The sequence below is a fragment of the Thermoactinomyces sp. CICC 10521 genome (genome assembly GCF_016055135.1).
GTDB classification, from domain to species: domain Bacteria; phylum Bacillota; class Bacilli; order Thermoactinomycetales; family Thermoactinomycetaceae; genus Thermoactinomyces_A; species Thermoactinomyces_A daqus.
This window is the reverse complement of record NZ_JAECVZ010000001.1, coordinates 95,499-108,761: the sequence shown is the minus strand read 5'-3', so window position 1 is coordinate 108,761 and position 13,263 is coordinate 95,499. Positions and strand designations below refer to the sequence as shown.

The 13,263-nt window shown below is 52.0% G+C and carries 12 protein-coding genes and 1 other RNA gene; 10 read left to right on the top strand and 3 right to left on the bottom strand.

The features are described 5' to 3' along the window. The first annotated feature begins 244 nt into the window (after positions 1 to 244). The 8 genes from hisS (at position 245) to I8U17_RS00585 (ending at position 8,573) form a co-directional block, all read left to right on the top strand. Entirely contained in the window at positions 245 to 1,525 is a 1,281-nt protein-coding gene (gene hisS / locus I8U17_RS00620) for a histidine--tRNA ligase (RefSeq protein ID WP_033100901.1), read from the top strand. Positions 1,526 to 1,537: 12 nt separating this feature from the next. After that, positions 1,538 to 3,313 carry an aspartate--tRNA ligase gene (gene aspS / locus I8U17_RS00615; RefSeq protein ID WP_198058896.1) on the top strand — a complete coding sequence of 592 codons (1,776 nt, stop codon included), beginning with the start codon at positions 1,538 to 1,540 and terminating at the stop codon, positions 3,311 to 3,313. Between the two features lie 69 nt (positions 3,314 to 3,382). Further along, a non-coding RNA gene (ssrS, locus tag I8U17_RS00610) (6S RNA) lies at positions 3,383 to 3,561 on the top strand. Positions 3,562 to 3,734: 173 nt separating this feature from the next. Next, positions 3,735 to 4,328 (top strand): 5' nucleotidase, NT5C type, encoded by a 594-nt coding sequence (locus I8U17_RS00605; protein WP_081943821.1) that lies wholly within the window; start codon positions 3,735 to 3,737, stop codon positions 4,326 to 4,328. A 121-nt stretch (positions 4,329 to 4,449) separates the two neighbouring features. Continuing rightward, a complete protein-coding gene (locus I8U17_RS00600; protein WP_033100959.1) occupies positions 4,450 to 5,124 on the top strand; it encodes a GntR family transcriptional regulator in 675 nt (224 codons plus the stop codon). Further along, on the top strand, positions 5,121 to 6,329 hold the full coding sequence (locus I8U17_RS00595) for a CaiB/BaiF CoA transferase family protein (protein ID WP_370589192.1): 1,209 nt from the start codon (positions 5,121 to 5,123) through the stop codon (positions 6,327 to 6,329). The genes I8U17_RS00600 and I8U17_RS00595 overlap by 4 nt, the downstream gene beginning before the upstream one ends. Continuing rightward, positions 6,322 to 7,191: a hydroxymethylglutaryl-CoA lyase gene (locus I8U17_RS00590; RefSeq protein ID WP_198058895.1), complete on the top strand. Its 870-nt coding sequence runs from the start codon at positions 6,322 to 6,324 to the stop codon at positions 7,189 to 7,191. Before I8U17_RS00595 ends, I8U17_RS00590 begins: the two co-directional genes overlap by 8 nt. Continuing rightward, positions 7,191 to 8,573 carry an MFS transporter gene (locus tag I8U17_RS00585; protein WP_198058894.1) on the top strand — a complete coding sequence of 461 codons (1,383 nt, stop codon included), beginning with the start codon at positions 7,191 to 7,193 and terminating at the stop codon, positions 8,571 to 8,573. Before I8U17_RS00590 ends, I8U17_RS00585 begins: the two co-directional genes overlap by 1 nt. 48 nt (positions 8,574 to 8,621) lie before the next feature. Here I8U17_RS00585 and I8U17_RS00580 read toward each other — a convergent pair whose 3' ends face one another. The 3 genes from I8U17_RS00580 to I8U17_RS00570 all read right to left on the bottom strand — a co-directional run bounded on the left by I8U17_RS00580 (position 8,622) and on the right by I8U17_RS00570 (position 11,231). Further along, positions 8,622 to 9,263, bottom strand: coding sequence for a spore coat protein (locus I8U17_RS00580; protein WP_198058950.1), 642 nt, complete (start codon positions 9,261 to 9,263; stop codon positions 8,622 to 8,624). Between the two features lie 129 nt (positions 9,264 to 9,392). Next, the gene (locus tag I8U17_RS00575) at positions 9,393 to 9,821 is read right to left on the bottom strand and encodes a ferritin-like domain-containing protein (protein ID WP_198055230.1); all 429 of its coding nucleotides are present in this window, start codon (positions 9,819 to 9,821) and stop codon (positions 9,393 to 9,395) included. Between the two features lie 84 nt (positions 9,822 to 9,905). Continuing rightward, complete coding sequence (locus tag I8U17_RS00570) at positions 9,906 to 11,231, bottom strand: AAA family ATPase (RefSeq protein WP_268745619.1); 1,326 nt, start codon at positions 11,229 to 11,231, stop codon at positions 9,906 to 9,908. Positions 11,232 to 11,655: 424 nt separating this feature from the next. Between I8U17_RS00570 and cymR the strand changes: the two genes are divergently transcribed. Beyond that, entirely contained in the window at positions 11,656 to 12,075 is a 420-nt protein-coding gene (gene cymR / locus I8U17_RS00565; protein ID WP_033100957.1) for a cysteine metabolism transcriptional regulator CymR, read from the top strand. 17 nt (positions 12,076 to 12,092) lie between these two features. Beyond that, positions 12,093 to 13,241: a cysteine desulfurase family protein gene (locus I8U17_RS00560; RefSeq protein WP_152568541.1), complete on the top strand. Its 1,149-nt coding sequence runs from the start codon at positions 12,093 to 12,095 to the stop codon at positions 13,239 to 13,241. Positions 13,242 to 13,263 lie beyond the last annotated feature (22 nt).

Sequence of the window (13,263 nt, the reverse complement as noted above, 5' to 3'; positions counted from 1 at the left end):
CTCTTTGTTACGAATCGGCGAAAGACACCTGGAGGTTCTAACCGAACACCGCTCAAGCGGTCAGTAGACTTAGACGTCATCCTGGCGATAACGGGAATCGAGTGGGAAATCGGCTTTGTGTCGTTTTCCAACTAGGGTGGCACCACGGGAATCGTTAACCAATCTCTCGTCCCTGACAAACAGAGGTCAGTGGCGGGAGATTTTTTAATTTGTGGAACGAACGAACCGAAAAGGAGGGTTTGCCATGAAATTCAAAGCTTCGGCGAAATACCAAATTCCCCGCGGCACCGATGACCTGATGCCTGGTGAGGTGGAGATTTGGCAATGGGCAGAAGCGAAAGCGCGGGAAATCTGCCGTTTGTATGACTACAAGGAGATTCGCACCCCGATTTTTGAATACACGGAACTGTTTCAGCGCGGTGTGGGCGAAGCGACCGATATTGTGGAAAAAGAAATGTATTCGTTTCAGGACCGGGGCAAACGGGACGTTTCATTGAGACCGGAAGGAACAGCGGGGGTTGTACGTTCATTTGTCGAAAAGAAGATTTTTGCCGAACCGCAGCCAACCAAATGGTATTACATGGGACCGATGTTTCGCTATGAAAATCCGCAGGCGGGAAGGCGGCGCCAGTTTCATCAATTTGGCGTTGAGGTTTTCGGCAGCTCCGACCCTGCCCTCGATGCGGAAGTGATTTCGCTGGGGATTCATTTTTTTGAGTCGCTCGGTTTAAAAGGAGTCCGGGCGGAGATCAACAGCGTTGGTGATCCGGAAGTCCGGGCCGTATACCGGGAAAAGTTGATTGAATACTTTGAGCCGTACAAAGCGGAATTGTCGACGGAAGCACAAGGGCGGCTCTATAAAAATCCGCTGCGCATTCTCGACAGCAAAGATCCGAAAACGAAAGAGATCGCCCAAGGGGCGCCATCGATTCTCGATCACTTGAATGAACCTTCCCGGAAGCATTTTGAGCAGCTGAAACAATACCTGGATATGCTTGGCGTCGAGTACGTCATTAATGACCGCCTCGTGCGCGGACTCGATTATTATACACATACCGCTTTTGAATTTATGGTCGATATTCCCGGCGCGCAGGCTTCCACCATCGGAGGCGGCGGCCGCTACAACGGTTTGGTCGAAGAATTTGGCGGGCCGGAGATGCCGGGCGTCGGCTTTGGCATCGGCCTGGAACGGGTGATGCTGGCGATCGGGGAGCAGAAAGTGGATGTTCCGGTCAAAACGGGACTGGACTGCTATCTGGTTACTCTCGGCGATGAAGCGAAGCTCTACGGGGCGAAACTGCTGAACGAGATGCGCCATGCCGGCCTGACTGCCGATCGTGATTACCTTGACCGCAAGCTGAAAGCGCAATTTAAGGCAGCCGACCGCTTGCAGGCACGCTTTGTGGCGATCCTGGGTGATGAGGAATTGAAGCAGGGACAGATCAACGTCAAGCAGTTGGCTACAGGCGAACAGGAAACGGTCAAACTGGAAGAACTCATACCATACCTGAAAGAGAGAAGTTGAGGAGGGAACAGCATGGATAGCGTCTTTCGTACACATCAGGCCCGGGAATGCACCAAGGAAAAAATCGGCGAGAGAGTCACCCTGAATGGTTGGGTGCAGAAGAGGCGGGATCTTGGAGGCTTGATTTTTCTGGATCTGCGTGATCGCTCCGGCGTTGTGCAAATCGTATTTCAGCCGGAAGTTTCACCGGAAGCTGCGCGTTTGGCAGATCAGTTGCGAAGCGAATATGTGGTCTCCATCACCGGGACGATTGCGGCCCGCGATCCGGAAAATGTGAATCCGAAAATGGAGACCGGCGACATTGAAATCATCGGGGAAGAAGTGCATATTTTTAATCCGGCCAAAACACCGCCGTTCTCGATTCGTGACAACAGCGACGTGGAAGAAGCGGTTCGCCTCAAATACCGCTATATCGACCTGCGACGCCCGAAAATGCAGGAGACCATGCTGATCCGCCACCGTGCGATGCAGTCGGTGCGCCGTTTCCTGGATGAGCGGGGCTTTATCGAACTGGAAACCCCGATGCTGACGCGCAGCACGCCGGAAGGAGCGCGTGATTATCTCGTTCCCAGCCGGGTACACGAAGGTTCGTTTTACGCATTGCCCCAATCACCGCAACTGTTTAAGCAATTATTCATGGTGGCGGGGATGGAGCGCTATTTTCAATTTGCCCGCTGTTTCCGCGACGAGGATCTTCGCGCGGACAGGCAGCCGGAATTTACCCAGATCGACATTGAAACGTCATTTATTCCGCCGGAAACCTTCCTGGCGATGATGGAAGAGATGGTTGCGACATTGTTTAAGGAGACGATCGGAGTCGATGTGCCCGTTCCGTTCCCGCGCATGTCCTACCGGGAAGCGATTGAGCGATTCGGGTCGGATAAACCGGACCTGCGTTTCGGAATGGAACTGGTGGATTTGTCCGATGAGCTGCGCGATTCCTCCTTCAAGGTGTTCAGCGGTACCATCCAAAACGGCGGCCAGGTAAAGGCGGTCAATGTAAAGGGATGTGCCGGCTGGAGCCGCAAGGAAGTGGATCAGTGGGGGAAAACAGCTGAATCGTTGGGCGCAAAGGGATTGGCCTGGCTGTCCTTTAAAGAGGAAGGGGTCAAAGGTTCTGTAGCCAAGTTCCTCACACCGGAAGAGATCGATGCGATTGCTGGCAAAACCAAAGCGGAAACAGGCGACCTGTTATTCTTCGTCGCCGACCGTCCGCAGACAGTGGCAAACGTCTTGGGCGAACTGCGTTTGCGCCTTGGAAAAGCATTGAACCTCATTCCCGAAAATGAATATAAATTCGTCTGGATCACCGAGTTTCCGCTGCTGGAGTATTCGGAGGAAGACGGGCGCTACTATGCGATGCACCACCCGTTTACGATGCCGCTCGAGGAAGATATTCCGCTTCTGGATACAGACCCGGGCAAAGTGCGGGCGCAGGCGTATGACATGGTGCTGAACGGTTACGAAATCGGCGGGGGAAGCCAACGAATCTACCGGCGCGAAGTACAGGAGAAAATGTTTAAGGCGCTGGGCATTACAAATGAGGAAGCAAAAGAAAAATTCGGTTTTCTGCTTGAAGCGTTTGAGTATGGCGCTCCGCCGCACGGAGGAATTGCCTTCGGCTTTGACCGCATCGTGATGCTGCTTGCCGGGCGGAGCAATTTGCGCGAGTGCATCGCTTTCCCGAAAACGGCAAGTGCAACCTGCCTGCTGACAGAGGCCCCGAGCCCCGTCGATGAAAAGCAGCTGGAGGAATTGCACATTAAAATCAGACAACCGCAAAAATAGAATTTCCTGTAAAAAGTGGGGGGATAGCTTGATCTCCTTTTAAATATCTGGTAACATATAATCACAAAATGAGTCCTGCGATGTGCGTGTCCGCCGGGATGTTTTGAGCCAACACCCGAACGAAAGGGAGTCTGCGTCATTTGAGCTAACAGAAGCCGCCTTCAGAGCGGAACTGTGAACTCAGGTGCAGGACACCCACCTGCGAGAGCAGGTTCAAAACGAACGGAGCACGGCATAACGGGGCTCCTTTTTTTTGCATGAGAATGAACGACACCTCGGATTCAATGCAATCCGGGGTTTTTTATTTTGTTCCGGGCTTTTTGTCATATTCACGCCTCCGCCCCCGGCAAACGTATGATAACATGTCAATAGGGACTGATTTTTAAATAGAATAATTTCTCTCCGACAGGGAAAGGTTAAAATGGACATTCATACGAGGAAGGCGAGTTTAATGATCATCGGTGTGGACATTGACGGAACAATCAAAGATACGCAACGAGCGGCTGTTGAGGTGCATAACCGGGTCTTGAAGCGGAATGTGCGCGTTGAGGATGTGAAGGAATTTTATCTGGACAAGGCGTATGGGCTGACGCCAAAAGAAGCGTCCAAATTATGGAGGAAGCTGGAAGAAGAGATTTACACGCTGGGCCTTCCTTTAAAGAACGCGGCGGAAGTGTTGAACCGCCTGGCGCAAAACGGGCACACCATTTATTTCATCACCGCCCGTCCAGGGATGAAAAACATTCGGAAAGTGACGGAAGATTGGCTGAAAAAGCACGGCTTCCCATTCAACGGGAAAAACCTAATCATGGGGGCGCAAGATAAAGCAAAAGAGGCAAAAAAAGTGCAGGTTGACCTCTTCTTTGAAGATGCACCCAATCATCTGCTCAATCTGGTGAAAAACAAGATTCCCACAGTGATTGTCGATGCCGTTTATAACCGCGATTTCCCTTATTCTTTGCCGCGGATTACCGACTGGCGGCAGGTGTATGAACTGGTTGAAAAAGGAGTGTAATTCGGACACCTTAAGGAAAGAGGTGTCCATTATTTTTATTTAAATTATTCAAAAGATTATTTATATAAAGTATAATATAACCAGGTAAATTGTCGACAGTCGACAAAGGAGGTGAGAAGTGATGACAGCGGCGGAGATCCAAAAGGCCAAATCATTAAGTGACCAGGTTTATGAATATTTGCGGGCACAAATATTATGCGGGAACATGAAACCCGGAACGAGAATTGTGGAAAGCGTGTTGGCCCGGCAATTGAAGATCAGCCGCAGCCCGATCCGCGAGGCGGTGCAACTGCTGAAAAAAGACGGGTTGTTGCAGCAGGAGAACGGACGGATTCTGGTATTCCGCCCTTCGGCAGACGACTTTCAAGAGTTGTATGAATTGAGGCTGGCTGTGGAACCGATTGCCGTGGAGCTGGCAACCGGGCGCATCCAGGCGCATGAGTTGGAGCAAATCGCCGGATTGTTAATCTCTGCTGATCAGTGTTTGCAAAGAGGGGAAATTGACAAGGTGATTGAGCTGAATTCCCTGTTTCATGAGCAATTGATCCGCTTTTCCCGGAATGGGCGGTTTCAGCGGATGATGACGGAAATAGCCAGCCTGGTTCGGTATTATCGTACCTTTGTATTTAAGGTATATAAACGGAATATTGAAACAAATCAGGAGCACTGGGCCATTTATCGGGCCGTGAAGGAGGGAGACGCCGCTTTGGCCCGAAAGCGCATGGAAAGCCATATCAAAAACGATCTGCACTTTATTCTCATGAGAAGCGGTGAGAGAGGAGGAGTGAAGGAGTGAATCATCAACCGCTTGACGGCATTCGGGTGATTGAATTGGGTTCTTTTATCGCCGGGCCTTTTGCCACGCGCATTTTGGCCGAATTCGGGGCGGAGGTGGTAAAAGTGGAGCCCCCGGGCGGGGATCAGATCCGCAAATGGGGACTTGCGGCTGAAGGCGAAGAAGATTCTTATTTCAGCAAAGTAATCCTTCGCAACAAAAAATCGGTCGTCGTTGATCTGCATTATGAAGAAGGCAGAGAAATTGTCCGCGAACTTCTTCGCCAGGCAGATGTGGTCGTGGAAAATTTCAAACCCGGAACCCTGGAGAAATGGAATTTGTCGCACCGGGAGATGCGCGAGCTGAACCCCGGTTTGATCATCACCAGCGTCACCGGATACGGACAGACCGGTCCGTACCGCCACCGGCCCGGCTTTGGCAACATTGCCGAATCGTTTGGAGGGCTTCGCTACGTTACCGGTTATCCAGACCGACCGCCGGTCAGGGTCGGACTGTCGCTCGCCGATTCGATCTCCGGCTTGTATGCAGTGATCGGAACGTTGCTGGCTTTGTTTCATCGCGACCGTAATCAGGACGCGACCGGCCAGGTTGTTGATGTGGCATTGTATGAATCCGTTTTCAGTCTGCTGGAGTCCATCCTGCCGGAATATGTCCACCTTGGAGCGGTGCGCGAACGGACGGGAAATCAACTGGCGACCACGGCTCCTTCCAACATTTATCCGACCAAAGATGGGAAATGGGTGGCGATCGGCGCCAACAGCGATTCCTTGTTCAAGCGGTTGATGACCTTGATGGGCAGAGAGGATCTCGCGCAAAAGCCGGAGTTGTCCGACAATCGGGGGAGGGTGGCCGCTGCCGGCCGGATCGATGCGCTGATCGGGGAGTGGACATTAAGGCATACGTGTGATGAAGTGGTTGCCATGCTGGAACAGGCCGCAGTCCCGGCTGGCCCTGTTTATGGAATCGCGGATATTTTTCGTGACCCTCATTATCGGGAGCGGGAGATGTTTCTGCCGGTTCCGGATGCAAGCGGCGCGGAGATTATGATGCCGGGGATCGTGCCAAAAATGAGCGGGACGCCGGGATCTGTTCTCCAGGCAGGGCCTGTCAGTGGTGCCCATACGAAGGAAGTGCTTTCCGCCTGTGGCTTTACGGAGGAACAAATCAACGAGTGGCGGAACAAAGGGGTTATCCATTGTGGCTGATCAGGCTCATGTGCTGTTGCGCGATGTGACGCTAAGGGACGGGTTGCAAAACGAATCGGTGTTTGTGCCTACAAAGATAAAGCGAATCCTGGTTGATCGCATCATTGCCTGCGGGTTTCGCTCATTGGAAGTAACCTCTTTTGTGCGGAAAGACCGTGTGCCCGCTCTCCGTGATGCCGACGAACTGGCACAGAGCCTGCCCGAATATCCGGGGGTTGAATATCGGGCGCTGGTTCCCAACCGGCGGGGGATGCAGCGGTTTTTGGCCGGGAAAACAGAAACGGCCGTCCTTTTTCTTTCTGCCAGTCCCCTTCACAACCAGGCCAATGTTCAGCGGACCACGGAAGAATCGCTGGCTGAAATCATCAGTCTTATTCGTCTGGCCGAAGAGAACGGGCGCCGGGCGGCCGGGGCAATTGCTACCGCTTTTGTCTGTCCCTATGCCGGAGTCGTGCCATATTCCCGGCTGGAGCGGATTGCCGAAGCGCTTGCCGAAAGCGGAGTGAAGGAGATGTCTCTGGCCGATACATCCGGGCAGGCGACGCCCGATTTGGTTTATGAACGGTGCGTCAGCATAAAAAAACAGTTTCCCATGCTGGAGCTGAGCCTTCATTTGCACGATGCTAAGGGTTACGGGCTCAGGAACATGCTTGCCGGGATCGAGGCGGGGGTTTGTACCTTTGATGTCGCGCAAGGGGGATTGGGCGGTTGTCCCTTTGTTCCGGATGCACCGGGAAACCTCTCTTCAAGAAGTGTTCTGGAATGTTTGGCGGAACGGGGAATTGCCACGGATTTGGATTACAAAAATGTGTGCCAACTGGAAGAGTATGTTCTGCGCATCATGAAGCGGAGGAATGAATGATGGCAAATATATCGATCGGCGCCCGCCTGGACAGGCTTCCGATTACCCGTCTCCACAAAAAGGCGACGTTGTTGATCGGCACGGGAATCTTTTTTGACCTGTTTGATATTTTCCTGGCCGGTGTGCTTAGCACCGTTTTGGTTGAACAGTTTCATATTGACGAAAAATGGCTGCCCCTGCTTCTGGCTTCCGGTTTTTTGGGAATGTTTATCGGAGCGATTGTGCTGGGAGGGCTGGCGGACCGCTTCGGGCGGAAAAAAGCCTTTATGTATAATCTGGCGATCTACTCGATTTTTTCGTTGCTGGCTGCGTTCAGTCCCAATGTCGGATTATTGATCTTTTTCCGGTTTGTTGCGGGACTCGGCCTCGGGGCGGAACCGCCGCTTTGCGATGCCTACCTCAGTGAATTGCTGCCGGCATCACAGCGGGGAAGATATGTTGCTTGGGCTTATACGTTAGCCTTTTTGGCTATGCCGGTGGAGGGGATTTTGGCAAAAATTTTGGTTCCGGTTCAACTTTTCGGTTTGGAAGGCTGGCGTCTGTTGTTTATCATCGGATCCGCCGGTTCACTCATCGTTTGGGTGTGGCGGATGCATCTTCCCGAATCGCCGCGCTGGCTGGAAGCGGCGGGCCGCCTTGAAGAAGCGAATCAAATCGCTGTTCAGATGGAAGATGAAGCGAAAGCATTGGGTGAGCTGAAACCGGTACAGTCGACAACGCCCCGGCAAACCCCGGTCGCCTCTTTTTCTGTTTTATGGCAAAAGAGATATCGGCGATACACGCTGATGCTGTGGTTTTTTCATATTTTGCAGACGATCGGGTACTACGGCTTTGGAACGCTGGTTCCGCTGATCTTGAAGGCCAAAGGCTATACGATTCTCCATTCACTTGAATATACTGCCTTAACCTTTTTGGGTTATCCGCTCGGCTCGCTGTTATCACTGCCGCTGGTTGAACGGATCGACCGCAAATGGCTGATCGTCTTGTCTGCCTTTTTGATGGCGGTGTTCGGCATTTCCTTCGGCATGGCAAACCTTCCCTCGCTCATCGTCATCTTCGGATTCCTTTATACTTTGGTCAGCAACGTTTTTTCCAATGCGTTTCATATTTATCAGGCAGAAATATTTCCGACCTCTGTGCGGGCCACTGCTGCCGGGTCGTCCTACAGTTTAAGCCGTTTGATGAGCGGTTTGATGCCGTTTATGTTGCTTCCGGTGCTCAATCATTATGGTTCTGCGGCGATGTTTTCCGTTGTTGCTGTTGCCATGGGACTGATCATGGTTGATATCGGGCTGTTTGGTCCCCGTTCCACCGGACGGTCTCTTGAGGATGTGAACGGGGAAGAGAGGGGTTCGGAAACGGGTTTCAAAAACCGGATGTAGAGCCGGAAAACGAAAAAAGTTCAGGCGACCCGTAAGCCGCCTGAACTGCTATTGAATCGTTCCCGTCTGGCCGGGCAGCGGAGTGGTTGCCGTGGCCGGAGCGTAGGAATGGGTCAGTTGCTGCATGTCTGCTTGCGGGAGTTGTGCCACTTGATAATATCCGTGTTTGTTTTGCCACAGGAACAATTCATAAGCCATTTCGATGCAGTTGGGAATGCTGTCGGCCAGAACGCGGCGCACGACCGGATTGGTTACTTCGCAGGCTGCATGCGCTTTGACCGCAGCTGACGATTTCATGGCACTCAGCATTTGTCCGGAAATGCGTTGGTCATTGATCTCGGCCGGACTTTTCATCGGTGCTTTTGGCTGGCTTTGCCTTAAGCCGTAGGTCACGTTGTTTCCCTGCTGCATTTTGTATTTGCCGGTTGGTTGTGCCGGTTCGCGGCCGGTGGAGAAACATTCGACCAGAGTATTGTACTCATTGGCCATAAATTGATACTGGCGATCAAGGATGTTCCGCAGCTCAGGATCTTTCACATGCTGCGACATCATCACATACTGGTCCATGCAGTTGACCGCGCAAGACAAAACTTCGTGAACATCGTACACTTCATGGGCACCATGATTCATGGCCGGTGAAACTTGGGGATTAATGGTGGTATTTTCAATTTTGCTGTCGTTGGGACGCATCGTGTTCATAAAAATATCCTCCTTTCAAACTGTAACCAGTAGTTAATATGTACAAGCACGATGCCGGCTACTCATCGGAAAAAAAGAAATCCCCTGAAAAGGGGGCATTTGACATCGCTGTGTGACAACCTAGAGGCGGGGGTCCTCCAGCAGCCGCTGCATCTCTTCTTTATGTTTCGTTTCATCGGCAATCATATCTTCCAACTGGGTTTTCAGTTCAATATCATGGACCGCCTCCGCCTGTTCAATCCGCTTGGTGTATCGTTGAATTGTGTCGATTTCAGCTTGAACGGTTGCTTCCAACATTCCTTTTACATCCCGATGGCGGGAGAAAGGTTTTGGTTCCACCATGGGCTCGCCGCCAAGGGTGGCTATTTTTTCTGCCAGGTATTGAGCGTGCCCCATTTCATCCTGTGCTTCTTTGGCAAAGAAGTCGCGCAGGGTCAGGCGGGCCAGCCCGGAAACGACGGCCGCGTTATAAATATATTGGTTAATGGCGGAGAGTTCATAGGCAAGGTCTTCATTTAATCCGTTGATCAGTTCTTGTTTGGCATCCATTGTCCAATCTCCTCCTTTGATTCATATTACTACACTGCCCATTTTGGAAAAAAACATGCTTTATAGGGCGTCGGAGGAATTGGATTATTTTTCGCCTTCCTTCATCCAGCGGATCAAGGTCTGCAATTTTTGTTCGTACCCGTAAGCAGACGGATGGTAAAAGGTTTTTCCTGCATGTTCATCAGGCAAATATTGCTGGGGAACATATCCGCGCGGATAATCGTGGGGGTATTTGTATCCTGAACCGCGCCCTTGTGCCTTGGCGCCCGAGAAGTGGGCATCGCGCAGATGGGGTGGAACTTCCCCACTCTTTTCCTTGCGAACGGCGGCATTGGCTTCCCCGATTCCCTTGACGACTGAATTGCTTTTCGGAGCGGTGGCGATATAGATCACTGCTTCTGCCAAGGGGATTTGCGCTTCCGGCAGTCCGATATAATCGACTGCATGCGCGGCCGCTGAGGCGATGAGCAGCGCACGGGGATCGGCCATCCCCACATCTTCAGCGGCATGAATAAAGATGCGCCGGGCGATGAAACGGGGATCTTCGCCGGCTTGCAGCATTTTGGCCAGATAATAAAGAGCTGCATCCGGATCAGAACCGCGCATACTCTTGATAAACGCAGAAATCGTATCATAATGGTTATCGCCGCTTTTATCGTAGCGGATCATTTTTCTCTGGATCGATTCTTCCGCGACTTCCAACGTAATGTGGCGTATCCCTTCATCGTCCGGTGGTGTGGTGAGTACGGCGAGCTCCAGCGCGTTTAAAGCATTGCGGCTGTCCCCGCCCGCTGTTTGAATGAGATGCTCCAGAGCGTCTTCTTCTATTTTTACTTGGTAATCTCCCAACCCCCGTTCAGGGTCTTGCAGGGCGGCCAGCAGGATCGCGCGCAACTCGCCGGGTTCCAGTTGTTTTAACATAAACAGGCGTGAACGGGATAAAAGGGCGGCATTTACCTCAAATGAAGGGTTTTCCGTTGTTGCCCCGATCAAAATAACCGTTCCGTTTTCGACATAGGGAAGCAAAGCGTCTTGTTGTGATTTATTAAAGCGATGAATTTCATCGATAAACAGCACGGTTCGTTGCCCGTGCAGATTGAGCCGCTCCTTTGCTTCTTGTACCACTCGGCGCAGATCCGCCACTCCGGCAGTCACGGCGTTCAATTTTTCAAAATATCCTTTTGTATGGTTGGCGATAATGTGGGCCAGGGTTGTTTTGCCCGTGCCCGGAGGACCGTAGAAGATCAGAGAGGAGAGCTGATCCGCTTCGATCATGCGCCTCAGTAATTTCCCGGGTCCGATGATGTGGGACTGGCCGATCATCTCGGAAAGCGTACGGGGTCGCATTCTGGACGCCAACGGCTCGTTTTGCTTTTTCTCTTGCATTCGTCCAAATTCAAACAAGTCCACCATGGTCCCGCCTTTCTATCTCTGGCAAAAATAAGGACAAGTCCCTATGATAGACAATATCACAGCAGCCGGGCCAATGTCATGATCTCCGCCGCCCAGTTCTCCTTTTTCCGTGAAGGTGGCGGAAGTCGGGAAGTCGTCACCCCTGCTTCTCCCGTTTTTGCCGTTTTTCATCCCTGATCGTGCCGGTAAGGTTCATTTTTGTTTGCAATGATTGTGTAAAAAACTTGCTAAAAGAGAATACTCCTATGATACACTTGCTAGTAGGGTACTTTCCCCATCATCCTTGGCCATGCCGTCTGATGATGGCGTCCGGATGGATGAAGGGATTGATTTATCTTATAATGAAACTAATTCTCCCCTGACCGGAAGCAGGGCGCAGTACATATCGGGAATGCGAATGATCAATGAGAGGTGGGATAACTTGAAGATTTCGACCAAGGGCCGTTACGGTCTTACCATCATGATGGAACTGGCGACGCAATACGGGAAGGGGCCTGTTCCGCTCAAAAGCGTGGCCGAGCGTCATGAACTGTCGGAACACTATCTGGAGCAGCTGGTCGCGCCGCTGAGAAATGCCGGATTGGTGCGCAGCATTCGCGGAGCTTACGGAGGGTATAAGCTGGCGAAGCCGCCCGAAGAGATCTCGGCCGGTGATATCATCCGCGTATTGGAAGGTCCGATCAGTCCGGTGGAATTCACCGAGGAAGAAGACCCGGCACGCCGGGATTTGTGGAAACGGATTCGCGATGCGATTGCGAAGGAACTGGATTCCACGACGCTGGCTTCCCTTATCAACTTTTCGCATGACGGAAACAATGATAACTACATGTTCTATATTTAGCAAAATTAGCAGGTGACGTGAAAATGGCGATTTATTTGGATCATGCAGCGACCACCCCGATTCATCCCGAAGTGAAAAAGGCGATGCTTCCCTTTCTGGATGAAGCGTTTGGCAATCCGTCAAGTATTCATCAATATGGAAGGGCCGTGCGAAATGCCATTGATCATGCGCGGTGGCAAGTGGCAGAAGGACTGAATGCCGAAGCGAGCCAGATCATTTTCACCAGCGGCGGGACGGAAGCGGATAATACCGCTCTGATCGGGGTGGCCCTGGCGTGCAGGGAACAGGGAAAAAAGCATCTCATCACATCGGAGATCGAGCACCATGCTGTGCTGGATACGTGCCGTTATTTGGAGCACATGGGCTTTGAGGTTACCTATTTGCCTGTGGACCGGACAGGCATGGTTGATGTGGAAGATTTGAAATCGAGCATCAGACCTGATACTGCACTGATCTCAATTATGTACGGAAATAACGAAGTCGGCACGCTTCAGCCGATAGAAACGATTGGGGCGATTGCCCGTGAACACAGGGTATTTTTCCATACGGATGCAGTGCAGGCGTTTGGGATCGAGAAAATTGATGTCAAGAAGCTGCCGGTCGATTTGCTCAGCATCTCCAGCCACAAGATCAACGGGCCAAAGGGAGCAGGGGCGCTGTATGTGTCCAAGCAGGTGAAGTTGATGCCCCGCTTTTTCGGCGGTGCCCAAGAACGGAGAAAACGCGCCGGAACGGAAAACGTGCCGGGGATTGTGGGGTTCGGAAAAGCTGCCGAGCTGGCGGCACGAAATCGGGATGTTCATTACCGCGAGATGCTGCAACTGCGCGAGGCGTTTCTGGAGGAATTGAAAGAGCAACAGGTGACTTTTGTCATAAACGGGCATCACGAGCGCTTTTTACCTCATATTTTAAATCTCAGCTTCCCGGGAACCGACACGGAAACGCTGCTGATGAATTTCGACTTGGCGGGAGTTGCCTGCGCGAGCGGCTCGGCCTGTACTTCCGGCACACTGGAAGTATCTCATGTGCTAAGAGCAATGCATCTGAGTGAAGAAGTGACCCGATCCGCGATCCGCTTCAGTTTCGGGCGGGGGAATACAGAAGCAGAAGTACGGCAAGCTGCCCGGATCACAGCGGAGATCACGGGAAGGCTGATTCATCGGTAATTGACCAACAGACAGTTAAACA